The sequence below is a fragment of the Variovorax sp. Varisp53 genome (genome assembly GCF_059491555.1).
In genome coordinates this window covers 1,558,393-1,582,038 of the sequence record NZ_CP168512.1, presented here as the reverse complement: position 1 = coordinate 1,582,038, position 23,646 = coordinate 1,558,393, and the positions used below count along the sequence as shown (strand labels likewise).

23 protein-coding genes and 4 tRNA genes are annotated in these 23,646 nt (G+C 66.0%); 11 read left to right on the top strand and 16 right to left on the bottom strand.

Going from position 1 to position 23,646, the window contains the following annotated elements; genetic code table 11:
* The first annotated feature begins 95 nt into the window (after positions 1 to 95).
* Positions 96 to 1,550 (top strand): N-acyl-D-amino-acid deacylase family protein, encoded by a 1,455-nt coding sequence (locus ACEOAB_RS07210; protein WP_413748603.1) that lies wholly within the window; start codon positions 96 to 98, stop codon positions 1,548 to 1,550.
* Positions 1,551 to 1,560: 10 nt separating this feature from the next.
* Here ACEOAB_RS07210 and ACEOAB_RS07205 read toward each other — a convergent pair whose 3' ends face one another.
* The 5 genes from ACEOAB_RS07205 to ACEOAB_RS07185 form a co-directional block, all read right to left on the bottom strand.
* Complete coding sequence (locus ACEOAB_RS07205) at positions 1,561 to 1,773, bottom strand: hypothetical protein (RefSeq protein WP_056587114.1); 213 nt, start codon at positions 1,771 to 1,773, stop codon at positions 1,561 to 1,563.
* A 118-nt stretch (positions 1,774 to 1,891) separates the two neighbouring features.
* Positions 1,892 to 2,782 (bottom strand): ZIP family metal transporter, encoded by an 891-nt coding sequence (locus ACEOAB_RS07200; RefSeq protein WP_413748602.1) that lies wholly within the window; start codon positions 2,780 to 2,782, stop codon positions 1,892 to 1,894.
* Between the two features lie 108 nt (positions 2,783 to 2,890).
* Positions 2,891 to 3,787, bottom strand: coding sequence for a dienelactone hydrolase family protein (locus ACEOAB_RS07195; RefSeq protein ID WP_413748601.1), 897 nt, complete (start codon positions 3,785 to 3,787; stop codon positions 2,891 to 2,893).
* 103 nt (positions 3,788 to 3,890) lie between these two features.
* Entirely contained in the window at positions 3,891 to 4,640 is a 750-nt protein-coding gene (locus ACEOAB_RS07190; protein ID WP_056587102.1) for an aspartate/glutamate racemase family protein, read from the bottom strand.
* Between the two features lie 112 nt (positions 4,641 to 4,752).
* Entirely contained in the window at positions 4,753 to 5,643 is an 891-nt protein-coding gene (locus tag ACEOAB_RS07185; RefSeq protein WP_413748600.1) for a transporter substrate-binding domain-containing protein, read from the bottom strand.
* A gap of 186 nt (positions 5,644 to 5,829) precedes the next feature.
* Between ACEOAB_RS07185 and ACEOAB_RS07180 the strand changes: the two genes are divergently transcribed.
* Positions 5,830 to 7,041 (top strand): D-amino acid dehydrogenase, encoded by a 1,212-nt coding sequence (locus tag ACEOAB_RS07180; RefSeq protein WP_413748599.1) that lies wholly within the window; start codon positions 5,830 to 5,832, stop codon positions 7,039 to 7,041.
* A gap of 1 nt (position 7,042) precedes the next feature.
* Here the strand turns inward: ACEOAB_RS07180 and ACEOAB_RS07175 are convergent, their stop codons facing one another.
* From ACEOAB_RS07175 to polA, 3 genes are all read right to left on the bottom strand, one after another.
* A complete protein-coding gene (locus ACEOAB_RS07175) occupies positions 7,043 to 7,945 on the bottom strand; it encodes a LysR family transcriptional regulator (RefSeq protein ID WP_007831195.1) in 903 nt (300 codons plus the stop codon).
* Between the two features lie 125 nt (positions 7,946 to 8,070).
* The gene (locus ACEOAB_RS07170; protein WP_413748598.1) at positions 8,071 to 9,348 is read right to left on the bottom strand and encodes a M20/M25/M40 family metallo-hydrolase; all 1,278 of its coding nucleotides are present in this window, start codon (positions 9,346 to 9,348) and stop codon (positions 8,071 to 8,073) included.
* 37 nt (positions 9,349 to 9,385) lie between these two features.
* Positions 9,386 to 12,202 (bottom strand): DNA polymerase I, encoded by a 2,817-nt coding sequence (polA, locus tag ACEOAB_RS07165; protein WP_413748597.1) that lies wholly within the window; start codon positions 12,200 to 12,202, stop codon positions 9,386 to 9,388.
* Positions 12,203 to 12,299: 97 nt separating this feature from the next.
* Here polA and ACEOAB_RS07160 point away from each other — a divergent pair, with 97 nt between their 5' ends.
* The 3 genes from ACEOAB_RS07160 to ACEOAB_RS07150 all read left to right on the top strand — a co-directional run bounded on the left by ACEOAB_RS07160 (position 12,300) and on the right by ACEOAB_RS07150 (position 14,637).
* Positions 12,300 to 12,671 carry a hypothetical protein gene (locus ACEOAB_RS07160; RefSeq protein WP_413748596.1) on the top strand — a complete coding sequence of 124 codons (372 nt, stop codon included), beginning with the start codon at positions 12,300 to 12,302 and terminating at the stop codon, positions 12,669 to 12,671.
* 64 nt (positions 12,672 to 12,735) lie between these two features.
* On the top strand, positions 12,736 to 13,794 hold the full coding sequence (locus ACEOAB_RS07155; protein ID WP_413748595.1) for a homoserine kinase: 1,059 nt from the start codon (positions 12,736 to 12,738) through the stop codon (positions 13,792 to 13,794).
* A gap of 9 nt (positions 13,795 to 13,803) precedes the next feature.
* Positions 13,804 to 14,637 carry a BPSS1780 family membrane protein gene (locus ACEOAB_RS07150; RefSeq protein WP_413748594.1) on the top strand — a complete coding sequence of 278 codons (834 nt, stop codon included), beginning with the start codon at positions 13,804 to 13,806 and terminating at the stop codon, positions 14,635 to 14,637.
* A 36-nt stretch (positions 14,638 to 14,673) separates the two neighbouring features.
* Here ACEOAB_RS07150 and ACEOAB_RS07145 read toward each other — a convergent pair whose 3' ends face one another.
* Positions 14,674 to 17,088, bottom strand: a complete 2,415-nt coding sequence (locus tag ACEOAB_RS07145) for a UvrD-helicase domain-containing protein (RefSeq protein ID WP_413748593.1) — start codon at positions 17,086 to 17,088, stop codon at positions 14,674 to 14,676.
* A gap of 206 nt (positions 17,089 to 17,294) precedes the next feature.
* On the opposite strand from ACEOAB_RS07145, the gene ACEOAB_RS07140 reads away from it, so the two are divergent.
* Positions 17,295 to 18,272, top strand: coding sequence for a GMP reductase (locus tag ACEOAB_RS07140; protein ID WP_413748592.1), 978 nt, complete (start codon positions 17,295 to 17,297; stop codon positions 18,270 to 18,272).
* 16 nt (positions 18,273 to 18,288) lie between these two features.
* On the opposite strand, the gene ACEOAB_RS07135 is transcribed toward ACEOAB_RS07140, so the two are convergent.
* Positions 18,289 to 19,155, bottom strand: coding sequence for an alpha/beta hydrolase (locus ACEOAB_RS07135; protein ID WP_413748591.1), 867 nt, complete (start codon positions 19,153 to 19,155; stop codon positions 18,289 to 18,291).
* 88 nt (positions 19,156 to 19,243) lie between these two features.
* On the opposite strand from ACEOAB_RS07135, the gene ACEOAB_RS07130 reads away from it, so the two are divergent.
* Positions 19,244 to 19,319, top strand: a tRNA-Ala gene (locus ACEOAB_RS07130).
* Between the two features lie 52 nt (positions 19,320 to 19,371).
* Here ACEOAB_RS07130 and ACEOAB_RS07125 read toward each other — a convergent pair.
* A complete protein-coding gene (locus ACEOAB_RS07125; protein WP_413748590.1) occupies positions 19,372 to 20,079 on the bottom strand; it encodes an SDR family NAD(P)-dependent oxidoreductase in 708 nt (235 codons plus the stop codon).
* A gap of 139 nt (positions 20,080 to 20,218) precedes the next feature.
* Here ACEOAB_RS07125 and ACEOAB_RS07120 point away from each other — a divergent pair.
* Both ACEOAB_RS07120 and ACEOAB_RS07115 read left to right on the top strand, forming a co-directional pair.
* Positions 20,219 to 20,294: transfer RNA gene (locus tag ACEOAB_RS07120), tRNA-Lys, on the top strand.
* Positions 20,295 to 20,759: 465 nt separating this feature from the next.
* Positions 20,760 to 20,930, top strand: coding sequence for a hypothetical protein (locus ACEOAB_RS07115; RefSeq protein WP_157609921.1), 171 nt, complete (start codon positions 20,760 to 20,762; stop codon positions 20,928 to 20,930).
* A gap of 92 nt (positions 20,931 to 21,022) precedes the next feature.
* Here ACEOAB_RS07115 and ACEOAB_RS07110 read toward each other — a convergent pair whose 3' ends face one another.
* From ACEOAB_RS07110 to ACEOAB_RS07095, 4 genes are all read right to left on the bottom strand, one after another.
* On the bottom strand, positions 21,023 to 21,586 hold the full coding sequence (locus tag ACEOAB_RS07110; protein WP_413748589.1) for an HNH endonuclease: 564 nt from the start codon (positions 21,584 to 21,586) through the stop codon (positions 21,023 to 21,025).
* A gap of 51 nt (positions 21,587 to 21,637) precedes the next feature.
* A tRNA-His gene (locus tag ACEOAB_RS07105) sits at positions 21,638 to 21,711 on the bottom strand.
* A gap of 28 nt (positions 21,712 to 21,739) precedes the next feature.
* Positions 21,740 to 21,946, bottom strand: a complete 207-nt coding sequence (locus tag ACEOAB_RS07100) for a short-chain dehydrogenase (protein WP_413748588.1) — start codon at positions 21,944 to 21,946, stop codon at positions 21,740 to 21,742.
* A 41-nt stretch (positions 21,947 to 21,987) separates the two neighbouring features.
* Positions 21,988 to 22,064, bottom strand: a tRNA-Arg gene (locus ACEOAB_RS07095).
* Positions 22,065 to 22,543: 479 nt separating this feature from the next.
* Here ACEOAB_RS07095 and ACEOAB_RS07090 point away from each other — a divergent pair.
* Positions 22,544 to 22,708, top strand: a complete 165-nt coding sequence (locus ACEOAB_RS07090) for a hypothetical protein (protein WP_413748587.1) — start codon at positions 22,544 to 22,546, stop codon at positions 22,706 to 22,708.
* A 77-nt stretch (positions 22,709 to 22,785) separates the two neighbouring features.
* On the top strand, positions 22,786 to 23,178 hold the full coding sequence (locus ACEOAB_RS07085; RefSeq protein WP_413748586.1) for a hypothetical protein: 393 nt from the start codon (positions 22,786 to 22,788) through the stop codon (positions 23,176 to 23,178).
* 5 nt (positions 23,179 to 23,183) lie between these two features.
* Here the strand turns inward: ACEOAB_RS07085 and ACEOAB_RS07080 are convergent, their stop codons facing one another.
* The gene (locus ACEOAB_RS07080; protein ID WP_056587063.1) at positions 23,184 to 23,645 is read right to left on the bottom strand and encodes an acyl-CoA thioesterase; all 462 of its coding nucleotides are present in this window, start codon (positions 23,643 to 23,645) and stop codon (positions 23,184 to 23,186) included.
* Between the last annotated feature and the right edge of the window lies 1 nt (position 23,646).

The following is a 23,646-nucleotide window of genomic DNA, read 5'->3' as shown; positions in this document are numbered from 1 at the left end:
CCGAAGGCCGGGGGACATTCGCGGAGGGGAGTACCCGGTGGCCTGTGCACACGCCCTGAACACAACCGCCCAAGACAACACATGAAAGGACCGAAATGAACAACGCCCCCCACTACGATCTCCTGATCCAAGGCGGCACCGTCATCGACGGCACCAAGGCCCCGCGCTTCAACGCCGACGTCGGCATTGTGGGCGACCGCATCTCCGCCATCGGCAACCTCGCGGGCCACACGGCAGAACAGACGCTCGACGCCACCGGCCGCATCGTCGCGCCCGGCTTCATCGACTCCCACACGCACGACGACCAGGCCGTGCTTTCGCAGGCGCAGATGCCCTTCAAGGTGTCGCAAGGCGTGACCACCGTGGTCGCGGGCAACTGCGGCATCAGCGCTGCGCCACTGCGCGTGGACATGGACCTGCCCATGCCGCTGAGCCTGCTCGAGTCGCCCGCGGAAGGCCGCTTCACGAGCTTCGCGGCGTACCTCGACGCGCTGCGCGCCACGCCGTCGTCGGTTAACGTGGCCGCGATGGTCGGCCACTCGACCCTGCGAGCCGTGGTCATGGCCGACCTCGACCGCCCCGCGAACGACAGCGAGATCGCGGCCATGCAGGCGCTGGTCGAAGAAGCGATGCAGGCCGGCGCCATCGGAATGTCGACCGGCACCTTCTACCCGCCCGCCGTGAAGGCGACGACCGAGGAAATCATCGAGGTCGGCCGCCCGCTCACCGCGCGCAAGGCGCTGTACGTGACCCACATGCGCGACGAGAGCGACCGCGTGATGGAGTCGCTCGAAGAGACTTTCCACATCGGCCGCGCGCTCGACGTCCCGGTGGTGGTGTCGCACCACAAGGTGCAGAACACGCACAACTTCGGCAAGACGAAAGCCACGCTGCCCTTCATCAAGGAGGCGATGCAGCACCAGTGCATCGGGCTCGACTGCTATCCGTACACGGCAGGCTCCACCATGATCCGCACCGACCGCGGGATGATGGAAGGCCGCGTGCTTATCGCGTCGAGCGTGCCGCATCCCGAGTGCGCGGGCCGCGACCTGAAGGACATTGCCGCCGAATGGGGCGTGTCGGGCGAAGAGGCAGCGAAGCGGCTGCAGCCCGGCAGCGCCATCTACTTCATGATGGACGAGGACGATGTGCAGCGCGTCCTCGCGTTCGACGACACCATGATCGGCTCGGACGGCATTCCTTTGGGCGACAAACCGCATCCGCGCCTGTGGGGCACCTTCCCCCGCGTGCTGGGCCACTACAGCCGCGATGTCGGCCTGTTTCCGCTGGAGACGGCGGTGTGGAAGATGACCGGGCTCACGGCCCGCAACTTCGGCCTGCACGAGCGCGGCACGCTGAAGCCGGGGCACCACGCCGACGTGGTGATCTTCAACGCCGCGACGGTGCGCGACACGGCGAACTACGAAACGCCGACGCGGGCGGCCGAAGGCATCGATGCGGTGATCGTGAACGGCGCCGTGACCTGGCGCGCTGGCGTGCACAGCGGGGCACGCAACGGACAGGTGATCACGCGGCGCGACGCAGCCTGAGCGAGCGAGGTCAGTCGGGCGCGTTCATGACGCGATCGAATTCCTCGTCGGCCGGCACGTTGTCTGCATCGAGCTCGCTCGCATCGGTGAGGTCGATACCCGTTTCCTCCGACAGGTCGTCGGACACGTCGGCATCCTGCTCCTCGAAGTCATCGGCGGGCGTGTCGTCCTCCTCGTCTTCGGCGGGCGCAGCGGATCGCGCGGTGGCGTCGATGGTGTTCATGATCGGTTCCTAGGCAGATTTCTGACAGCCCCCCTATGGTGCGCCTGTTTCGACCGTTGCGGTTCATCCGGCGCGCAGCATCGGTGTCGGGAAGTTTCCTGCAGGATCTGGCGGACCGTCAGTCCTTGTGCACGTGGCCGTGCTCCCCGTGGCCCGGGTCGTCGTGGCCATGTTCGTGCCCATGCTCGCCGTGTGCCAGCCGGCTCACGAGCGTGACCAGCACGATGCCCGCGGCCAGCCACAGGATCTGCGCGGCGGTCTGGCGCGCCGGCAGGCGCTTTTGCAGTTGCGGAATCAGGTCGGCCAGTGCCACGTATACAAAACTACTACCAGCCAGCACCAGGAAGTACGGCAGCCAGCTGTGCAGTTGATCGACCAGCCACCAGCCCGCGATGCCGCCCAGCGCGGTCATGGTGCCGGCGAGCGACACCTTCACCAGCGCCGCGCGCTGGTTGGCCGAGCTCTGGCGCAGCACGACAAGGTCGCCGATGTGATGCGGAACTTCGTGCGCCAGCACCGCGATGGCGGCGACCAGGCCCAGGCGCAGGTCGGCGGTGAAGGCCGAGGCGATCAGGATGCCGTCGCCGAAGCAGTGCACGCTGTCCCCGGTGAGCACGGCCCAGCCGCCGGTGCGGGGCCCGTGGTCGTGTGCATGAGCGTGCGAGTGCGCGTGGCCATGGTCGTGCCCGTCGTGCCCGCCCTTCTCCTCGCCATGGTGATGCTCGTGCCCGTGGTGCCACAGCTCGGCCTTGTCGAGCAGAAAGAAGAACACCAGCCCGAACAGCAGCACGGCGAACAGCAGCGCCGGCTCGATGCGGCTTTCGAAGGCTTCGGGCAGCAGGTGCATGAACGCGGTAGCCAGCAGCGCGCCGGCCGCCAGGCTCAGCAGGTGCTGCGGGTTCACGCCGCCCGACCCGCTGCGCACGCCCACCTTCAACAACAGGGCCGCGAGCCAGACGCTCCCGATACCGGCAACCAGGGTCGCCGCGATGATGACTATCAAATTCATAGCTGGGCTTGCGCAAGAAGAGCGGCCGTCAGGGCCGCATACCGTTCATAAAAAGAGAAAGGCCGTCACGCGGACGGCCTTCGGCGGGGTGGCTACAAGGCGCCGTCTTCAGGCGACGCCATTGGCTTTGAACCAGGCCGTGGCGCGTTGCCAGCCGTCTTCCGCCGCGCTCTTGACATAGCTCGGGCGGTAGTCGGCATGGAATGCATGGCCTGCTTCGGGATACACGACGAAGCTCGACGCCTTGGCCGCCGGGGTTCCGGTGGCCAGAGCCGCTTTCATCTTATCAACCGTGTCAAGAGGGATGCCCTGGTCTTTTCCGCCATACAGGCCGAGCACCGGCGCCTGCAGGCCGGCGGCGATGTCGATCGGATGCTTCGGCGTCAGTGCGCTGGCCTGCCCGACCAGCCGGCCGTACCAGGCCACGCCCGCCTTGACCTTGCCGGTGGCTGCATAGAGCCAGACGATGCGCCCGCCCCAGCAGAAGCCGGTGATGCCGGCCTTGTCGGTGTCGCCGCCGTTGGCCTTGGCATAGGCCAGTGCGCCGTCGAGGTCGGCCATGACCTGCGCGTCGGGCACCTTGCTGACAACGTCGGCCTGCAGCTTCGGAATGTCGGTGTAGCCGCGCGGGTCGCCCTGGCGCGCATACAGCTCGGGAGCGATGGCCATGTAGCCAAGTTGGGCGAAACGGCGGCAGGTGTCGGCGATGTACTCGTGCACGCCGAAGATTTCCTGGATCACCAGGACCACCGGCAGGCCGGTCTTGCCTTCGGGCGCGGCCGCGTAGGCGGGCACCTCGAAGCCATTGACGGTGTACTTGATGGGGCCGGCCTTCAGGCCTTCGGCCGTGGTGCTGATGGCGGTCTGCGCCATCACCGGCAACACGGCGGCCGCGTAGCCCATGCCGATGGCGGCCTTGAGCGCGGTGCGGCGCGTGGCGCCCTGCCCGGTGCTCTCACCGGGGCGAAGCGAATCGAAGTCGGAACGGCTGTCGTCGAGGGACATTGGAAGGGCTCCAGTTGAATCGTCGAACAATGGGGCGTGGCGCCATGGAAAACGCACGCCGCAATGTAGGCGAAATCAGCCCTGCCCCTCCAAGCCCTGAAATTCAGTGGGGTTGGTGCGACGCGTACGCCCGGCGCGCCAGCGCAGCGGCCAGCACCTGCGCGGGATCGACCAGGTCCAGCCCGGCCACGGCCGCAGAGCCCTGCAGCCCCAGCGGCACCTCGGTGCAGCCCATGATGATGGTGACGGGGCCGTGGCGTTCGGCGAGCTTCAGGGCCACCTCGGAGAAGCACTGCTCGGCGAGCGGCATGTTGCCGGCCTTCACGCCGTCGAAGATGCCCCGCATGATGGTCCGGCGCTCCTCGGGCAGCGGCACGTGGCAGCCCAGGCCCGCGTCGGCCAGCGCCTGTTCGTAGAGCCGCACGCGGTAGGTGCCTTCGGTGGCCATCAGCGCCACGCCGGCCGCGCCCTGCTCGGCCACGTGGCGCGCCGTCTCGCGCGCCATGTGCAGCAGCTCGACCTGCGGAAAACGCTCCTGCAGGTTGGCGTGCCAGGCATGCGCGGTGTTGCATGCAATGGCGACGGCCCTGCTGCCCAGCGCGGCCAGCCGGCCCAGCGCCTGCAGCATCGGTTCGAGCGGCTGATGCGCGCCCTGCTCGGCCGAAGCCAGTGCGTCGGTGCGGTCGGGCACCGGCACCTGCGCGAGCCAGTGCTCGGGAAAGGACTGGTCGCGCACCGGCTCGCCGCGCAAGCGCATCTGCTGCGCGCAGGCCTGCACGAAGAGCCGCACGAAGTCGGCGCCCGCCGCGGGGCCCATGCCCCCCAAGATGCCTACAACGTTCGTCGAAGCCATGATCTTTCTCTTTTCAGGAATACCGCGGAACCGGCTTTGCCGGGCCGCTGGTATTGCCCCCGGTAGGGGGTTGGCGTGCGCGACCCGAAGTGCGCGCAGCCTGGGGGCGAGCTCAAGTAGCGGGCTTGTCGCTGAGGGCCTTCAGGTTTTCCTTCAGCTGCGGGCTCATCGGCAGGTTCAGCGGCGCGTTCTTCGGCGGGATCGGCTGCATGAACCACTTGTTGTAGAGCTTCTCGAACTCGCCGCTCTTCATCATGCCGGCGAAGGTGTCGTCGACCAGCTTCTTGAAGGCCGGGTCGTCCTTGGGCAGCATGCAGGCATAGGGCTCGACCTGCAGCGGCTCGCCCACCACCTCGAAGTCGGCCGGCGTCTTGGAATTGGCGATCAGGCCGAACAGCAGGATGTCGTCCATGGCGAAGGCCACGGCGCGGTCGCTTTCCACCAGCAGGAACGAATCGGCATGGTCCTTGCCGAGCACGATGTCCATGCCCAGGTTCTTCTCGGTGTTGTACTTGCGCATGACCAGCGCGTTGGTGGTGCCGGTGGTGCTCGCCACGGTCTTCTTCGCGAGGTCGGCGTAGTCCTTGATCTTCGAGGACTTCTTCACCAGCAGGCGCGTACCGGTATAGAAGTGATTGATGGCAAAGGCCACGTCCTTGCCGCGTGCGGAGTTGTTGGTGGTGGAGCCGCACTCCAGGTCGACGGTGCCGTTGGTGATCAGCGGAATGCGGTTTTGCGAAGTGACGGGCATCAGCGCGACCTGCAGGTTGGGCTTGTTCAGCTTCTTCTTCACCGCCTCGACCACAGCGTTGGAGAGCTCCACCGAGAACCCGATCGGCTTGCCGGGGCCGTCGAGATAGCTGAAGGGCACCGACGACTCGCGGTAGGCGAGCGTCATCTTGCCGGACTCGGCGATCTTGGCGAGCGTGTCGGCGGCCTGTGCGCCCGTGGCGGTGAAAAGCACCGCGGCGGCCATCGAAGCCATCAGGACGGAAAGTTTCATTCGAGCCCTCATTCGGTTGGATTGAACAGGCGGCCAGTGTAGGAAGGAGTGACGCAAAACGACAATTCCAATAGAAATCCGACCCATGCCCAAAGGTTATGGGCGAGGCTTCTTTTGGCATTTCCGGCCGGGGCCGCGTGCTCCTACAGTCTTGGCTCTGATCTCAACCTCCGGAAAGTTGCCTCCATGCATGTGTGTGTGCTCGGTGCCGGCATCGTGGGCCTGGCCACCGCCTGGCAGCTCGAACGCCAGGGCCATCAGGTCACCGTGATCGACCGTGCCGGCCCCGGCGCAGGTGCAAGCGGCGGCAATGGCGCGCAGCTCAGCTATTCGTACGTGCAGCCGCTGGCCGATCCGTCGATCTGGAAGCAGTTGCCCAAGCTGCTGCTGTCGCCCACCTCGCCGCTGAAGCTGCGACCGCAGCTCGATCCGCTGCAGTGGCGCTGGGGCATGGCCTTTCTTGCCGCCTGCAACACGCAGACTTCGCGCGACACGACGGCCAGGCTGCTGGCGCTGGCCGCATCGAGCCGCACCGGGTTCGAGGCGATGCAGGCCGACATCGCGCCCGACTGCGATTTCTCGGCCACTGGGAAACTGGTGCTGTATGGCAGCTCGGCGTCGCTCGAGGGTGCGCGCGCACAGCTCGAACTGCAGCGCGCCATGGGCAGCGAACAGCGGTTGGTGACGCCCGACGAATGCATCGCCATCGAGCCCGCGCTCGCCGGCTACCGCGGCCAGATGGCGGGCGCCGTCTACACGCCGAGCGAATGTGCGGCCGACTGCCTCAAGGTGTGCGCCGAACTGATGCGCGCACTGAGTGCGCGCGGCGTGCGCTTCATGCTCGGCGCCGACGTGAATGGCTTTGCGCGCAGCGAAAACCGCATCGCCGCGGCACGGACCAGCAACGGCGACGTGGAAGCCGATGCTTTCGTGATGGCGCTGGGCTCGGCCTCGCACAAGCTCGGCCGCGCACTCGGCGCCTACCTGCCGGTGTACCCGCTCAAGGGTTACAGCATCACGGTCGACGTCGATCCAACGCCCGGCGCCGCCCCGCATGTGAACGTGACCGACAGCGCGCGCAAGGTGGTGTTCGCACGCATCGGATCGCGCCTGCGCGTGGCGGGCATGGCCGAGCTCGTGGGACACGACGCGAGCATTCCGGCCACGCGCATCGAGACGCTGGCGGCGGCGACCCGCGCCCTTTTTCCGCATGCGAGCCGGCTGGAAGAACTGAATCCCTGGACGGGCATGCGGCCCGCCACGCCGACGGGGCTGCCGATCATCGGGCGGCTGCCGAGCGCACCGTCGAACATGCTGTTCAACACGGGCCATGGCGCGCTGGGGTTCACGCTGGCGTTCGGCTCAGCGCTGCAGGTCGCACAGGACTTGCAGGCCTGAGCTAGATGTTTTCCTGAATCGCCTGCTGCATGCAGCGGGTGATGCCGCGCACCGCCACCGAATCGGGCCGTGCCGCGAAGCGCAGCGCGCGGATCGGCACCGGAATATGCGGCTCCAGCGTCAGCACGTCGACCTTCTCGCGGTCCGCCGAGCGCGCCGTGCAGCCGTCGACCAGCGCCACGCCGATGCCGTGGTGCGCCATGGCCAGCGCCGCGTGATAGGTCTGCACCGTGACCACCGCCTGCTGGAAACCCACGCCCGCCTGCCGGCAGGCCTGGCTCAGGCTGGTGCCGACGGGGTCGCGGCTGTCGAGACCGATCACCGGGCGGTTGACAAGGTCGTGCAGCGCCACCGACCCGTTGCGCACCAGCGCACGCGGCAGCATGCCCTTGGGCGCGACGCACACCATGCGGCTGTCGGCCAGCGTCTCCTGCGTGAGCGAGGGATGCACCGCGGGGCTGAAGGCGAAGCCCACGTCGGCCTCCTGCAGCAGCAGCGCCGACATGATCTGCGGCGAGTGCAGCGACTCGACGGTGATCGCATAGCCCGGATGCTTTTCGCGAAACGCCTTGAGCGCGCGCGGCAGGATGTCGTAGCTCAGCGCCAGCACGCTGAGGATGCGCAGCTCGCCCGTGTCGCCCGCGGTGCGCAGGTTGGCGGCCAGCCGCTGCACCTCGTCGAGCTGCGCGAACAGCCGCTCGATGTGCGGGTACAGCGTGAGCGCCTCGGTGGTCGGCGTGAGCCGGCCCTTGGCGCGCTGGAACAGCGGAAAGCCCAGTTGCAGCTCGGCATGCTGCAGCGTGCGGCTCACCGCCGGCTGCGTGATGTTGATGAGCCGCGCCGCCGCGCTCACGCTGCCCGTGAGCATGATCGCGTTGAAGACCTCGATGTGACGCAGGCGCATGATGAATCAGCGGCTCGATGACTTCTTCGCGGAACACCGTGGAACCGGCTTCGCCGGGCCACCGGTGTTGCCCCCGGCAGGGGGTTGGCGAAGCGACACGAAGTGCGCGAAGACTGGGGGCGAGTTCATTTCGCGCGCGCGATGTCCATGACCATGCGCGTGCCGAGGTAGAGGCGCGGTTCGATCGAGTCGATCAGCACGTATTCGGCATCGGCCGAGTGCGCGCCGAAGCCCTGCAGGCCGAAGCGCTCGATGACGGGCGCCTTGGTCTTCAGCGCCGCAAAGGCCGCGTCGGTGCCGCCGCCGGCGGCCTTGTCGTCGGCGCCCAGCGGCCGGCCGAGCTCGTCCTTGTAGATCTGCTGCGCATGGCGGGCCAGGGCTCGCGAGGCGTCGGTGGCTTCCAGCGGCGGACGGCGGCGCTCGAACTTCATCTCGACCTTGGCCTCGGGAATGAGCTGCTTCTTCACGCGCTCGTTCACCTGCTGCTCGATGCGGTCGTAGTCGCTGACCTTGAGCACGCGCACATCGGCACCCGCAGTGGCGCTGGCCGGAATCACATTGCGGTTGCTGCCCGACTTGGAGATGGTCCAGTTCATCTTCAGTCCCGTGGCCGGATCGGACAGGTCGCGCATCTGCAGGATCTGGTGCGACAGCTCGTACAGCGCGTTCACGCCCAGCTCGGGTGCCGAGCCCGCGTGCGAGGCCTTGCCCGTGACGTGCAGCGTGACCGAGGCGATGCCCGCCGTGGCGAGCGAAAGCTTGTCTTCCTTCACATAGGCGCCTTCGAAGGACAGCACCGCATCGTGCTCGCCGCCCATGCGCGTGATGAGAGCGCGCGCGCCGGGCGAACTGATTTCCTCGTCGCCGTTGATCAGCACGGTGAGCGTGCCGTACTCCTTGAATTTCATCGCCTGCAGCATCGACACGACGTGCGTGATGACCGCCACGCCCTGCTTGTCGTCGGCAATGCCCAGGCCGTAGGCCTTGTCGCCTTCGATGCGGAACGGCTGCTTGTCGAGCATGCCCACGGTGTAGACCGTGTCCATGTGCGCGATCAGCAGGATCTTCTTCTTACCCGTGCCCTTGAAGGTGGCGCGCACCACGCGGCCGATCTTCTCGGGCGTGTCTTCCATGCGGTAGGCCTCGGCGCTCGGATCGATCAGTTCAACCTCGCCGCCCAGCGCCTTGAACTTCGCGGCGACGAGGTTGGAGATCTTCTCGAGCCCGTCGAGGTCGCGACTGCCCGATTCGATGGAGACCAGCTCCTTGAGCGTGTCGAGCAGCGCGGGCTTTTCCTTGGCGGCAAGCGATGCGACGGCGGCATCCGGGGCGGCAAAGGCGGTGCCGAAGCAGGCCGCGCTGACGACGGCGAGCAGGACTCTGCGGTGTGGAAATCCGATCATGTGCGTGCGTTCTTCCCGAGTGATTGTTTCGTCTTCTTCAATGCGCCTTGTCCCAGTTGGGACCGACGCCGATCTCGGCCAGCAGCGGCACCTTCAGCGCGGCCACGCCGGCCATGAGACGCGGGATTTCGGTGCGTACCCATTCGATCTCCGCCTCGGGCACTTCGAACACCAGTTCGTCGTGCACCTGCATGATCATCCTGGTGCCGCGCTTCTCTTCGTCAAGCACGTTCTGTACCTTGACCATGCTCAGCTTGATCAGGTCGGCCGCCGTGCCCTGCATCGGCGCATTGATGGCCGCGCGCTCGGCGCCGCCGCGGCGCGGGCCGTTGGGCGAATTGATCTCGGGCAGGTACAGGCGGCGGCCGAACACGGTTTCCACATAGCCCTGCTCCTTGGCGAGCGCCTTGGTCTCGTCCATGTAGGCCTTCACGCCCGGGTAGCGCGCGAAGTAGCGCTCGATGTACGAAGCCGCGGCCTTGGTCTCGATGCCGAGGTTCTTTGCCAGGCCGAAGCTGCTCATGCCGTAGATCAGCCCGAAGTTGATGACCTTGGCGTAGCGGCGCTGCTCGCTCGACACCTGGTCTGGCGTGGAGCCGAACACCTCCGCGGCCGTGGCGCGGTGCACGTCGATGCCTTCGGTGAAGGCGCGCAGCAGCGATTCGTCGCCGCTGATGTGGGCCATGATGCGCAGCTCGATCTGCGAATAGTCGGCGCTCGCGATCACACTGCCGGCGGGCGCCACGAAGGCCTCGCGCACACGGCGGCCTTCGGGCGTGCGGATCGGGATGTTCTGCAGATTCGGGTCGTTGCTGCTCAGGCGCCCCGTGACGGCCACGGCCTGCGCATAGTGCGTGTGCACGCGGCCGGTGCGCGGGTTGGCGAGCTGGCCGAGCTTGTCGGTGTAGGTGCCCTTGAGCTTCGACAGGCCCCGGTGCTCGAGGATCTTGGCCGGCAGCGGGTAATCCTCGGCCAGTTTCTCGAGCACTTCCTCGTCGGTGCTGGGTGCGCCGCTCGGTGTCTTCTTGACCACGGGCAGGCCGAGCTTGGTGAAGAAGATCTCGCCAATCTGCTTGGGCGAACCGAGGTTGAAGGGCTGGCCCGCGATGTCGTAGGCCTCCTGCTCGAGCGCCATGATGCGCGTGCCGAGTTCGTGGCTCTGCGCGGCGAGCGTGGGTGCGTCGATCAGCACGCCATTGCGCTCGACGCGGTAGAGCGCCTCGCTCGAATCCATTTCGAGCTGGTAGACGAAGCGCAGCTTTTCGTTCTTCTCCAGCTGGGGCCACAGCGTGTTGTGCACGTCGAGCGTCTGATCGCTGTCCTCGCACGAATACTCGGCGGCCTTGGCGATGTCGACCTGGCTGAACGGGATCTGGTGCGCGCCCTTGCCGCACAGGTCTTCGTACGAGATGCCGCTGCGGCCCAGGTGGCGCTCGGCCAGGCTGGAGAGGCCGTGCGGCTTGTGCACTTCGAGCACGTAGCTCTGCAGCATGGTGTCGTGCGCATAGCCCTGCACCTCGATGCCGTGGTTGGCGAACACATGGCGGTCGTACTTGATGTGCTGGCCCAGCTTCTTCTTCGCGCCGTTCTCGAGCCAGGGCTTGAGCCTGGCGAGTACCTCGTCGATGGGCAACTGCTCGGGCGCATCGGGGTAGTTGTGGGTCAGCGGGATGTAGGCCGCTTCGCCAGGCGTGACGCTGAAGCTCACGCCGACGATCTGCGCGACCATTTCGTCGAGCGAGGTGGTTTCGGTGTCGATGGCCGCGAGTTCGGCGGCTTCGAGCTTCGCGAGCCAGGCGTCGAACTGCGCCCAGGTCGTGATCGTGTCGTACTTGAGGTTGCTTGCGGGGGAAGCGGCCTCCAGCGCTTCGATCTCGGAGGGCTCATCAAACAGGCCGCCCTGGTCGCTATCGGCGCGGGAGGCGGCCTTCTTCTTGAGGCTCTCCTCGATCAGCTCGGGCGGCACTTCCTGCGCTTCGAGCGCCTTGACCAGGCTCTTGAAGCCAAACCTCTCGTAGAAGGGCTTGAGCTCGGCGGTCTGCGGCGCACCGACGGGCAGCCCGTCCAGCGACGGCAGGCCGACAACGTGGCCATCGAGGTCGCAGTCGGTGCGGATGGTGACGAGGCGCCTGCTCAGCGGCAGCTTGTCGAGCGCCTTGCGCAGGTTTTCACCGGCCGCGCCCTTGACCTCGGCGGACCGTTCGACCAGCGCATCGAGCGAGCCGTATTCGAGCAGCCATTTGGCTGCTGTCTTGGGGCCGACCTTCTCGACGCCGGGCACGTTGTCGACCGAATCGCCGACCAGCGTCTGGTAGTCGATCATCAGGTTCGGCGGCACGCCGAACTCCGCCGTCACGCCCGCCACGTCTCGCTTCTTGCCGTTCATCGTGTCGATGATGGTGATGTGCTCGTCGACCAGCTGGCTCAGGTCCTTGTCGCCGCTGGACACGATCACCTCGACACCCTGCGCGGCGGCGATCTTGGCGAGCGTGCCGATGACGTCGTCGGCCTCCACGTCGGGCACGCTGAGCACGGGCCAGCCGAGCAGCTTCACCACTTCGTGGATGGGGTCGATCTGGCTGCGCAGGTCGTCGGGCATCGGCGAGCGATTGGCCTTGTACTCGGGGTACCAGTCGTCGCGGAAAGTCTTGCCGGGCGCATCGAAGATGCAGGCCGCGTAGTCCGCGCGCACCTCGCGGCGCAGCGCGGTCATCATGTTGATCATTCCCCGGATGGCGCCGGTCGCCGGGCTCTTGGAGTCGCCGGGCACGGCCCGCAGATCGGGCATGGCGTGGAAGGCGCGGTAGAGATAGCTCGAGCCATCGACGAGCAGCAGCGTTTTCTTGTCGGTCATCGGGCCATTTTGCCGTGCCCGCAGCAGCGCTCCGAACCACGACGGCACGAGGCGCCAACCGACGCCCAAGGATCGGGGGCGCGCCTACAATCGATGCATGCCTAGCTCCACACTCCTGGTCGCCCGCCGCATCCTGCTGGCGCTGGCTTTCGCAGCCCCCTTTGCCGCCGTGCAGGCGCAGCAGCCCGCGTCTGCCCCTGCGGCGGCTCCGGCCGATTCGCTACAAAACCAGGAGCAGGCCAAAGCCGAGGGGCGACGCAACCAGAAGGTCGAGAACATCCACACCGAGGACAGCGGCGCGTCGGTCGACGAAGTCCGCTACGGCGGCCGCACGCAAAGCATCAACGTCAAGCCCAAGTCGAACGTGCCGGGCTACGAAGTGCTGCCCGCCGACGCCGCCACGGGGCGCCAGGGCTCCTCTGAAACGGGCGCCAACGGCCCCCGCGTCTGGAACGTGATGAAGTTCTGACCGTGCTGCGCTCTTCCCTTTCCCTTTCCGTTTTCGAACCAGCAACCCGGCGCTGAGTACCGCCATGGCAGTTTTCACCGAAGTGGGTTTCGGCGAGGCAGACGCGCTCGTCCAACGCCTGGGCCTGGGCCCGCTGCGCGAACTGCGCGGCATCGAAGGCGGCATCGAAAACACCAACTACTTCGCGACCACCGAGTCCGGCGAGTTCGTGCTGACGCTGTTCGAACGCCTGAGCGCCGAGCAGCTCCCTTACTACCTTTGCCTGATGCAGCACCTGGCGGCCGCCGGCCTGCCGGTTCCTGCGCCAGTGGCGGCGGCAGAGCCCGTCGCCGCCGAGAAGCCCAGGAAAAGCCAGCCTCCCGTACCCGCCGAAGCCTCGTGCGACCTGCTGCACATCGTCGCCGGCAAGCCTGCGGCGGTGGTGCAGAAGCTCTCGGGCCGCAGCGAACTCGCGCCCGGTGCGGCGCATTGCGCCGAACTGGGTGCGATGCTGGCACGCATGCACCTCGCGGGGCGCGACTACCCCCGCATCCAGCCGAACCTGCGCGGCCTGCCCTGGTGGAACGAAACGGTGCCGGTGGTGCTGCCGTACATCGAGGAGCCGCAGGCTGCCCTGCTGCGCGCCGAACTGGCCTACCAGAACCACGTCGCCGAATCGTCGGCCTATGCGGCCCTGCCGCGCGGCCCGGTGCATGCCGACATGTTTCGCGACAACGTGATGTTCGCGACCGACGGCGACGCCGGTGCCGCGCCGCGCCTGACCGGCGTGTTCGACTTCTACTTCGCCGGCACCGACACCTGGCTGTTCGACCTGGCCGTATGCCTGAACGACTGGGCCATCGACCTGCCGACCGGCCGGCACGATGCCGAACGCGCCGATGCGCTGCTCTCGGCCTACGAAACCGTGCGAACACTGAACGCCGCCGAACGCGCCCTGCTGCCCGCAATGCTGCGCGCCGCGGCGCTGCGCTTTTGGATTTCCCGGCTCTGGGACTTCCATCTGCCGCGCGAGGCGAGCATGCTCAAGCCCCATGACCCCGCGCACTTCGAACGCGTGCTGCGCGACCGCGCCACCTACCCGCATGCCATGGCACAGGCCCTCGAGCCGCTGCTGGCTGCCTGATCCACACACATGAAACTCAACCTCGTGCCGGCGCGAACCGGCGTCGAATGGGTCCGCCTCGGGCTCCGGAATTTCTGGCGGCAGCCGCTGGCCTTCGTCTCGCTGTTTCTTCTGTTCATGGCAGTGATTTCCAGCGTGTCGCAACTGCCGCTGGTCGGCAGGTTCCTTCCGCTCATGCTGCTGCCGTTTTCCACGCTCGCCTTCATGGTCGCGGCGTCGGTGGCCGATTCCGCACCTGGCAACGGCAACGGCAATGCCACGGGCGACGTGAAAAAACCGACCGGCGCGCTCATGTTTCTGGCAGTGGCGCGCGCCATGCGGACGGAATGGCGTTCGCTGGTGGTGCTCGGCCTGATTTCCGCGGTGTATTTCTTCCTGACGGTGCTCGCGACAGCCGTCGTCGATGGCGGCCAGTTCGTGCGCAGCTACTTCCTCGGCGAAGCGCCTGCGAAGGAAGTGCTGGAAAGCAGCCGCTTCCAGGTGGCCAATATGCTTCAGCTGTGCCTCACGCTGCCGCTGGTCGCGGCGATGTGGCATGCCCCCGCGCTCGTTCACTGGCACAAGGTGGAGCCGGTGAAGAGCATCTTCTTCAGCCTGGTGGCGATGTTCCGGAATTTCAGCGCCTACGCGCTGTTCTGGCTCGTGTGGTGCGGCGTGGTCCTGATCAGCCTTGCCTGTGTAGCGCTGATCGCCACCGTCGTGATCGGGGTGGGCTCCCTGGGCTCGGATGCCGGCGCAATGGCCGTCGGCAACGTGCTGATGGTCGGCACGCTGCTGGCGCTCGCCGCCATGGCGCAGGCGTCGAACTGGTTCACCTTCCGCGACACCTTCAAGCCCGACTGAGCGCCGCAAGCGGCCGCTGCACCCGTGGCGGCCGGCTCAGATCGGCGTGAGCTTGGCCACCGACAGCGCCAGCCACTTCACGCCATGCCGCGCGAACTTGACCTGCGCACGCGCATCGTCGCCCGTGCCTTCGAGCGCGGTCACCGTGCCTTCGCCGAACTTGTTGTGGAACACCTGCATACCTGAACGCAGGCCGTGCGACGGCGCGGTCTTCTGTGGCGGCACGGGTGGGCTGGCGAAAGTTTCCTTGTCGCGGCTGTTGCTGCCGCCGCCATAACCACCGCCGTAGCCGCCACCACCGCCGCGCGTGCTCGCGTAGCCGCCGCCATAGCCGAAGGCCGACGGCGTGAAGCCCTGGTTCTTGGGCGTGAGCCACTTGAGCGCGCCCTCGGGCAGCTCATCGAAGAAGCGGCTCTTGACGTTGTAGCGGGTCTGGCCGTGCAGCATGCGCGTCTGCGAATGGCTCAGATACAGGCGCTTGCGGGCACGCGTGATCGCCACGTACATCAGGCGGCGCTCTTCCTCGAGGCTCTCGAAGTCGCTCATCGAGTTCTCGTGCGGGAACAGGCCCTCTTCCATGCCGGTGATGAACACGCAGTCGAACTCCAGGCCCTTGGCGGCATGCACGGTCATGAGCTGCACCGCGTCCTGCCCGGCCTGCGCCTGGTTGTCGCCTGATTCGAGCGCGGCGTGCGTAAGGAAAGCGGCCAGCGGGCTCAGGGTTTCGCCGGTCTCGGCGTCGGGCGCGAGCGGCTCATCGACCACCGGGCGGGTCAGGTCGATGCCCTGGCTCGCGGGCGACTGGCGCAGCTCGTCGACCGGCAGCGCCACGGCGTCGCGACCGAAGCCCTCCTGCGTGACGAAGCTCTCGGCCGCGTTCACGAGTTCTTCCAGATTCTCGATGCGGTCGGCGCCTTCGCGGTCGGCCTTGTAGTGCTCGACGAGGCCGCTGTGGTCGAGCACCAGCTCGATGATCTCGCGCAGGCTCACGCCCTGGGTCTGCTCGCGCAATACGTCGATCTTGGCGACGAAGCCCGTGAGGTTCGCGCCGGCCTTGCCGCCTACCACGCTCACTGCATCGTGCAGCGAACGGCCGGCCGCGCGCGCCGCATCCTGCAGGGTTTCGAGCGTGCGCGCGCCGATGCCGCGCGGCGGAAAGTTGACGACGCGCAGGAAGCTGGTGTCGTCGTCCTTGTTCTCGAGCAGGCGCAGGTAGGCCAGCGCATGCTTGATTTCGGCGCGCTCGAAGAAGCGCAGGCCGCCGTACACGCGGTAAGGCACCGATGCATTGAAGAGCGCCGTTTCGATCACCCGGCTCTGCGCATTGCTGCGGTAGAGCACGGCCATCTCTTTTCGATCGAAGCCATCGCGCACGAGCTGGCGCATTTCCTCGACCATCCATTGGGCCTCGGCAAGGTCTGTGGGCGATTCGTACACGCGCACCGGCTCGCCCGGACCCTGGTCCGTGCGCAGGTTCTTGCCGAGGCGCTTCTTGTTGTGGCTGATGAGTTCGTTGGCCGAGTCGAGGATGTTGCTGTAGCTGCGGTAGTTCTGCTCCAGCTTGATCTGATGCGTGACGTTGAACTCGCGCACGAAGTCGGTCATGTTGCCCACGCGCGCACCGCGAAAAGCGTAGATGCTCTGGTCGTCGTCGCCCACGGCGATCACGCTGTTGCGGCCCGGCTCGAACTGGCCCGCGGCGGTGTTGCCCGCGAGCATCTTGATCCACGCGTACTGCAGGCGGTTGGTGTCCTGGAACTCGTCGATCAGGATGTGGCGGAAGCGCCGCTGGTAGTGCTCGCGCACCGGGTCGTTGTCGCGCAGCAGCTCGTAGCTGCGCAGCATGAGCTCGCCGAAGTCGACCACGCCTTCGCGCTGGCATTGCTCTTCATAGAGGCGATAGAGCTCGACCTTCTTGCGGTCGTCGTCGTTGCGGACTTCGACAGCGTCGGGGCGCAGGCCGTCTTCCTTGGCGCCGGCGATGAACCATTGCGTCTGCTTGGCCGGGAAGCGCTCGTCGTCGACATTGAACTGCTTCATCAGGCGCTTGATGGCCGAGAGCTGGTCCTGCGTGTCGAGGATCTGGAAAGTCGATGGCAGGTTGGCCAGCTTCCAGTGCGCGCGCAGCAGGCGGTTGCACAGGCCGTGGAAAGTGCCGATCCACATGCCGCGCACATTGACGGGCAGCATCGCCGTCAGGCGCGTCATCATTTCCTTGGCGGCCTTGTTGGTGAAGGTCACGGCGAGGATGCCGCCGGCGGAGACCTGCCCCGTCTGCAGCAGCCAGGCGATGCGGGTGGTGAGCACGCGCGTCTTGCCGGAGCCGGCGCCGGCCAGGATCAGCGCGTTGCCCTCGGGCAGCGTGACCGCGGCGAGTTGCTCCGCGTTCAGGTTCTGGAGCAGCGGCAGCGCTGGAGGGTGGGCGTCAGCCGCAGGATCGTGAAACAACATCCTCCGATTGTAGAAACCACTGCGTATGCGGGTTATATGAAGAATCGGAAGACCTGCCTTTGCGAGGCGGCGTAAAATCAATCACCGGGCCCAAGATTCTTGCGCCCGGTTTTTTGTGGGCGTTTTCTTTGCGATACGCACCGCGAAAGCCGGCCGGACCAAGCGCTCATTCGTTTCTTTCAACGATTCCTTTCAGGAGCCTGGTCATGCAGATTTTCGACTACGACAACATTCTTCTCCTCCCGCGCAAGTGCCGCGTGGAGAGCCGCTCCGAGTGCGACACCAGCGTGACGCTGGGCGAGCGCAGCTTCCGCCTGCCGGTGGTGCCCGCCAATATGAAGACGGTGGTCGACGAATCGATCTGCCTGTGGCTGGCGCAGAACGGCTACTTCTACGTGATGCACCGCTTCGACCTCGACAACGTCAAGTTCGTCAAGGACATGCAGGGCAAGGGCGTGTTCGCATCGATCTCGCTGGGCGTGAAGAAGGCCGACTACGGCACCGTCGACCAGATGGTGGCGCAGGGCCTGGTGCCCGAGTACGTCACGATCGACATCGCGCACGGCCACGCCGACAGCGTGAAGAACATGATCGGCTACCTCAAGCAAAAGCTGCCGAAGGCCTTCGTGATTGCCGGCAACGTCGGCACGCCAGAGGCCGTGATCGACCTCGAGAACTGGGGCGCGGACGCGACCAAGGTCGGCATCGGCCCGGGCAAGGTCTGCATCACCAAGCTCAAGACCGGCTTCGGCACGGGCGGCTGGCAGCTGTCGGCGCTCAAGTGGTGCGCGCGCGTGGCGACCAAGCCGATCATTGCGGACGGCGGTATCCGCGACCATGGCGACATCGCCAAGAGCGTGCGCTTCGGCGCGTCGATGGTCATGATCGGCTCGCTGTTCGCGGGGCACGAGGAGTCGCCCGGCAAGACGGTCGAGGTCGATGGCGCGCTGTTCAAGGAGTACTACGGCTCCGCCAGCGACTTCAACAAGGGCGAGTACAAGCACGTCGAGGGCAAGCGCATCCTCGAACCCATCAAGGGCAAGCTGGCCGACACGCTGGTCGAGATGGAGCAGGACGTGCAGAGCTCGATCAGCTACGCGGGCGGGCGCACGCTGCTGGACATCCGCAAGGTCAACTACGTCACCCTGGGCGGAGACAACGCGGGCGAACATCTGTTGATGTAAGCCCGGGCATTGCCGGTCAGGCCTCGAGCAACTGCACCGCGTGCCGGTGCAGCGTGTGGGCCGGATCGGCGAGCGCATCGACCACGCCGAAATGGTCGAGCCCTGGAAGCACCTCGCACACCGGCACGGTGTTGCGCCCCCACGCCTCGCGGATCATCTCGTTGTGGCGGATGAACTCCTCGCTCTCCTCGCCGCCTGCAACTGCGTAGAGCTGCCCACGTTTTGGTGCTGGCCACAGGGCGGGGCTGGCGCGCAGGGCGTCCGCGTCGGTCAGCTTCAGTGTGTTTTCGAGGAACGGCGTGCGCTGCAGCGGGCGAAGGTCATAGAGGCCCGAGATCGACAGCGCATTGCGCACGAGCTGCGCAGGCAGGTCGGAGGCGACCGTTTTCCAGTCGCAGGCCAACAGCGCCGCCGCCATGTGCCCACCAGCCGAATGGCCAGCGACGGTGATCCGCGACGGATTGCCGCCGTGGGCCGCGATGTGGCGCCATGTCCACTCGAGCGCGCGCACCATCTGCAGCAGGATGCCGGGCACCGTGACGGGCCGCTGCGGCGTGCCGGGACACAACGCGTAGTTCGGCTGGACCACGCAGATGCCGCGGTCATTGAACGCGGGCGCGATGAATGAATGGTCTTTCTTGTCCATGGCGCGCCAGTAGCCGCCGTGGATGAAAACCAGCACGGGGGCGTCGGGCACGGGTGCCGGGAAGATGTCGAGCGTTTCGTTCACGCCCTGGCCATATGGCACGTCGATCCGCGCGGGCAAGGCCTCGCGCACTGCGGCGGATTCACGTGCCCAGCGCTCGAAGTAGGCGGGGTGGTCCTTGACCCGTGCGAGGTTGTTGTACATGCCCTCCAGCCAGGCGGGATCGAACGAGGCCATGCGCTTTTTCTCCGTGTTTTGCGAGGCGCGCATCTTGGCACGCCAGCGTGCGCCGAGACGGAGTTTTGGTTAAAATTCGACCTGTGTTGGGGGGGTAGCTCAGCTGGGAGAGCGCCGCGTTCGCAATGCGGAGGTCGGGAGTTCGATCCTCCTCCTCTCCACCAACCGACACAGAAAAGGCCTTGGCATCTGCCAGGGCCTTTTCTTTTTTCAAGCTCAGGTATCGAGTGTCAGATGCTGTCCATGCAGCGCCGAGGCCGCCGGCGACGCGAGGAAGCCAATGGTCTGCGCCGCGACCGAGGTGGACACCCAGTCGGCCGGGTTCGCATCGGGCATCGCCTGCCGGTTGGCTGGCGTGTCGAGCACGCTCGGAGCCACGCTGTTGATATTGACGCCATGAGGCGACGCCTCGGCTGCCATGGCTTCCACCAGGCGCTGCAGCGCACTCTTCGAAGCGATGTACGCGGCCATGGCCGGCACGCCGCGTGCCGCAACCTTCGCCGTCACGGCGATGACGCTGCCGGAGCGGCGCGCGATCATCGAGGGCAGCACCGCCTGCGTCACGGCGACGAACGACCATGCGTTGAGATTCATCATCCGGTCCCAGCTCGCGCGCGTGAGCGCATGCGTCGCTTCGCCCATTTCGAATCCGCCTGCGATGTGGACCAGCGTGTCGATGCGGCCGAAGGACTTGAGCGCCTGCTCCGCGAGGGCGGCCATCTCGGAGGTGGAAGTCACGTCACCCGCCAGCAGGAGATGCTGCGAGTTGTCCAGGCCCGGAAAGACTTCCGCAAGACGGCCCGCATGGTGATCGACCAGCGCCAGGCGCGCGCCCTGGTCGATGAAATGCCGAGCCACGGCGCGGCCCAGTGCGCCAGCGGCGCCGGTGATCAAGACATGGGGCGTGGTGTTCGCATCGCTCATCGAAATTCTCCTGGTTGAAGGGCCCTGCCCTCTCGGGCGTGGTGAATCCTAACGCTGCGGCCACAAAAATTTTGGCCATGCAGAAATTCTGGGATATACTCGTGGTCTTGCCAGAAAACGCCAAAGGTTTTCAACGCAAGGGCTCTTAGCTCAGTTGGTAGAGCAGCGGACTCTTAATCCGTAGGTCGAGTGTTCGAGTCACTCAGGGCCCACCACCAACACCGAAAATAGCGCGTTCTTCGCGCTATTTTTTTGTCAAAGCCTCCTCACGGTCCACGCGAGGAGGCTTTTTTTTTGGCTCGCTGGCCACCCGATTGATGCACTGCCAGAGCTGCGTTGCAGAAGCACTGCGAACCCAGCCCTCAAGTGCACACGTCAAACCTTCGAGGATGATTTCCCTTCTCATGCGGGAATATTTCACGATTTGTGCGCCACTTACAAGCTGCTCTGGACCCAACCTGCAAAAGGTCCCCATCCGGCATGGCATCTTGTACTGGCTGTCACGCAGCACAACAACAATGACACAGGGAAATCAACTTCGAAGCCATAAAGCTCGTTCAACCCGCTCAGGCGGGTATTTTTTTGTCCAGCCGCAGCCAAGGTCGAGAACGATGCTCAGAGGCCACAGGATGCGACCAGGCCCCGGACCGCGCCTTCACGCGTGAGCTATATTTCCTCCCATGGAAAAGGCGTCCGACATAGGCAAACCCACCGTCCCCATCGACCTGATCGGGCCGGACCACTGGCCCCGCTCGAAACGCGGTTCGGGTCGTGCCACCAAGGTGATCCTCGCCATCGCGAGTGGCTTGGCGGCCGCCGGCCTGATCGCCTACCGCTTCTTCGGACGCTGAACACCGGCGCCTCACAGTTACAAAAGCCCGCCGCCTGGGAGACAGGCAGCGGGCTTTTTTCATGGACGAAGACCAGGGTCACGGCCCTGCCCTCACTGAAGCCGCGAGCCCTTGGGCAGCCGCTTCGCCAGCCACTCGTGCACATCCGCGCGGATGTTGCGTCCTTCGAGCAGGAAGTTCTCGTAGCGGCTCGGCACATAGGGCAGATAGACCAGCGGCATGCCCGCCTCCTCCGGCGTGCGTGCTGCCTTGCGGTTGTTGCAGACCCCGCATGCGCTCACGAGGTTGGTCCAGGTCCACGGACCTCCGCGGGATTCGGGCAGCACGTGTTCGCACTGCAGTTCGCGCTCGTGGAACACCTCGCCGCAGTAGGCGCAGGTGTGGCGGTCGCGGCGCAGCAGTTTGCTCTTGGTGACGCTCGGAATCACGTCGAAGAGGTTGATCTTCGACGCACCGCGCAGTGCAACGATCGGCGCCACGTCGATGCGCGACTGCATGCCGCGCGCCACGTTGAAGCCACCACGCAGCGTGGCGAGCGGCAGGCCGCCGTCTTCCCATGCGACCGAGCCGGTCGCGTAGTGCAACACCGCCTGCTCCAGCGAAATCCAGGCTTGCGGCGTGCCCTGAATATCGAGTTGCAGGACGTGAGGATGCATGTCTCGCCTCCTTTTGCGGCGATGGTTGTGATGAGGTCGAATGAAACGAAGTGGGGTGCACGAACGGGATCGAACCGTCGTCAGCGGGACCACAACCCGCGGCTCTGCCATTGAGCTACGCGCACCATGAAAAACAAGGAACAGGCGGCCGGCCTACCATTCGCCGACTGCGCGAACGCGCTGGTCGGGGTCGAGCCCCTCCGGCAGCGGCTCGCGCCCCAGGGAGTCCGCCGCGCATTCGCCTGTGCGACGCGCATCGACAGCAATGCCGAACCTGCGGGCCAGGGCCATCACCATGCGGCTGCGTGGCTGTGCCGGACGCACGGTGATCATCCGGATCGGGGTGTTGCGCTTGCGCATGGTGGCTCCTTGGTTGGCGTGACAGCTCGAACAAACAAAAATGGCCCCACGTGCACGACTCGAACGTGCAACCCCTTGCTTCGTAGGCAAGTGCTCTGATCCATTGAGCTAACGCGGGTCGAAAACAAAAAGTGTCCGGTTACGGGTTCCGGCGCCGCCCAATCTTTGCGGCCGGTTTCCGCGGGAGGGCCATCTGCATGGCCCGGTCCCGCTCGGGTTCGGTGTGGTTCGAAAAACGGTGGCCCGCTTTCCATTTCGGTTGTGTCCTCACGCGACGGACAGCGCGCTGGGCGCTGTCCCGTACGACGTCGCTGCACAGGAGTGATCGGTTCCTGCACATCCCGCCAGACCGTCTACGCGGTGGGCTCTGGCGGTGTGGTGAAGGCACACCCGAAATGGCAAACAAGCACGACAGACAAAAAAAAGGCCCGGAACCTTGCGGTTTCCGGGCCTCTGCATGAGAGAGCTTGGGAGGTGTGCGCCTATGCGCAACCTCCACCCGGTAGCACCTGATCCTCGACTTTTCCAACGCGCAGGCTGGCTGCGGCTTTCGTGGAATACACGTGGCTCTGGTGCTGATTCGGTCGGAGCGACGGCATGCTGTCGAAACCACCGCACGACCAGACGCGCACGAGCGATCGGCCCGAGGCGGGTCGAATGCTGGTGAGGTTCAAGGCGGTGTTCACGATGGTTCCTGAGTCAAAAATTGCCGCTGTCGGCTGTAAGGGGTTGGAAAAAAGGGACGGCCTGGGCCGCGAATGAAGGCAACTGTAAATAGTGTTTACGACGGCGTCAACAACCGGGACAATCTTTTCTTGTCTTGTTGTTGTTTTTGAACAGTGCCCAATATCACCGTCGCGCGCCGCCGCAATGCCCTTGCGTTGCACCGCCGCTTTCTCGAAGAGGCCGTCGCCGCGGGCCTGCCAGCCAAGGGGCTGGACCAGGCGTTCGCGAAGAAGCTCGAAATCTCTCCGAGCATGTGGAGCCAGATCAAGAGCTCGCGGCCCATCGGCGACAACCTGGCACGGCAGATCGAACGGCATTGCAACGTCGAGCCCGGCTGGCTCGACGAAGAAGACCGCCCCAGCGAAGTACCCGATGCAGCGGAAGAGCGCTTCATTGCGGCCGCGCGCAACGCATGGCGCACCGCCAATGCCAAGGGAAAGAAGGAGCTCGGCGGCTGGCTGAAGAAGCGCGCGCAGGACGCGGCGGGCAGCGAGCCCACCCCCTAGGATGCTCAGCCCAGCTCGGGCGCGTTGCGCAGGATAGCTGCGCGCATGTCGTCCGGAATGGCGACGGCGCGATGGGTTTCGAGCGACGTGGTCACGAGCACCTGCTGCATCTGCATGCGCAGTTCGCCGGTCGCCGGATCGAAGCAGCGCACAAGCAGCGTCATCGAGCGCGACCCCAGCCGCTGCACGGTGAGGCCGAGCGCGACCTGGTCGCCCATGCGGCTCACCGCGCGGAAGTCGGCTTCGAGCTTCACGGTGGGCAGGCCGATGCGCCGCACGGCCACCAGCCCGTGGTAGCTGAGCCCCAGGCCTTCGTTGACCCAGTCTTCGACGAGCCCGTTGAGCATCACGAAGTACTGCGGGTAGAAAACAATGCCCGCCGGGTCGCAGTCCGAGAAGCGGATCAGCCGCGCGCGGCGGAACTCGCTGCCCTGGGCCGGGAGATCGACAGGGGTGCCCACGCTCATG

What these genes read in the sequence shown, in the direction of transcription:
- ACEOAB_RS07135 (WP_413748591.1), bottom strand. Translation starts at nt 19,155, where the DNA reads ATGGCCTCGTTCGATCCCGCCTGGCTGGAGGGCATGTACAACAACCTC.
- ACEOAB_RS07150 (WP_413748594.1), top strand. Translation starts at nt 13,804, where the DNA reads ATGAAACTCAACCTCGTGCCGGCGCGAACCGGCGTCGAATGGGTCCGC.
- ACEOAB_RS07205 (WP_056587114.1), bottom strand. Translation starts at nt 1,773, where the DNA reads ATGAACACCATCGACGCCACCGCGCGATCCGCTGCGCCCGCCGAAGAC.
- ACEOAB_RS07155 (WP_413748595.1), top strand. Translation starts at nt 12,736, where the DNA reads ATGGCAGTTTTCACCGAAGTGGGTTTCGGCGAGGCAGACGCGCTCGTC.
- ACEOAB_RS07190 (WP_056587102.1), bottom strand. Translation starts at nt 4,640, where the DNA reads ATGGCTTCGACGAACGTTGTAGGCATCTTGGGGGGCATGGGCCCCGCG.
- ACEOAB_RS07195 (WP_413748601.1), bottom strand. Translation starts at nt 3,787, where the DNA reads ATGTCCCTCGACGACAGCCGTTCCGACTTCGATTCGCTTCGCCCCGGT.
- ACEOAB_RS07110 (WP_413748589.1), bottom strand. Translation starts at nt 21,586, where the DNA reads ATGCATCCTCACGTCCTGCAACTCGATATTCAGGGCACGCCGCAAGCC.
- ACEOAB_RS07115 (WP_157609921.1), top strand. Translation starts at nt 20,760, where the DNA reads ATGGAAAAGGCGTCCGACATAGGCAAACCCACCGTCCCCATCGACCTG.
- ACEOAB_RS07200 (WP_413748602.1), bottom strand. Translation starts at nt 2,782, where the DNA reads ATGAATTTGATAGTCATCATCGCGGCGACCCTGGTTGCCGGTATCGGG.
- ACEOAB_RS07185 (WP_413748600.1), bottom strand. Translation starts at nt 5,643, where the DNA reads ATGAAACTTTCCGTCCTGATGGCTTCGATGGCCGCCGCGGTGCTTTTC.
- ACEOAB_RS07210 (WP_413748603.1), top strand. Translation starts at nt 96, where the DNA reads ATGAACAACGCCCCCCACTACGATCTCCTGATCCAAGGCGGCACCGTC.
- ACEOAB_RS07080 (WP_056587063.1), bottom strand. Translation starts at nt 23,645, where the DNA reads ATGAGCGTGGGCACCCCTGTCGATCTCCCGGCCCAGGGCAGCGAGTTC.
- ACEOAB_RS07145 (WP_413748593.1), bottom strand. Translation starts at nt 17,088, where the DNA reads ATGTTGTTTCACGATCCTGCGGCTGACGCCCACCCTCCAGCGCTGCCG.
- ACEOAB_RS07160 (WP_413748596.1), top strand. Translation starts at nt 12,300, where the DNA reads ATGCCTAGCTCCACACTCCTGGTCGCCCGCCGCATCCTGCTGGCGCTG.
- ACEOAB_RS07170 (WP_413748598.1), bottom strand. Translation starts at nt 9,348, where the DNA reads ATGATCGGATTTCCACACCGCAGAGTCCTGCTCGCCGTCGTCAGCGCG.
- ACEOAB_RS07090 (WP_413748587.1), top strand. Translation starts at nt 22,544, where the DNA reads ATGCTGTCGAAACCACCGCACGACCAGACGCGCACGAGCGATCGGCCC.
- ACEOAB_RS07125 (WP_413748590.1), bottom strand. Translation starts at nt 20,079, where the DNA reads ATGAGCGATGCGAACACCACGCCCCATGTCTTGATCACCGGCGCCGCT.
- ACEOAB_RS07100 (WP_413748588.1), bottom strand. Translation starts at nt 21,946, where the DNA reads ATGCGCAAGCGCAACACCCCGATCCGGATGATCACCGTGCGTCCGGCA.
- ACEOAB_RS07140 (WP_413748592.1), top strand. Translation starts at nt 17,295, where the DNA reads ATGCAGATTTTCGACTACGACAACATTCTTCTCCTCCCGCGCAAGTGC.
- ACEOAB_RS07175 (WP_007831195.1), bottom strand. Translation starts at nt 7,945, where the DNA reads ATGCGCCTGCGTCACATCGAGGTCTTCAACGCGATCATGCTCACGGGC.
- polA (WP_413748597.1), bottom strand. Translation starts at nt 12,202, where the DNA reads ATGACCGACAAGAAAACGCTGCTGCTCGTCGATGGCTCGAGCTATCTC.
- ACEOAB_RS07180 (WP_413748599.1), top strand. Translation starts at nt 5,830, where the DNA reads ATGCATGTGTGTGTGCTCGGTGCCGGCATCGTGGGCCTGGCCACCGCC.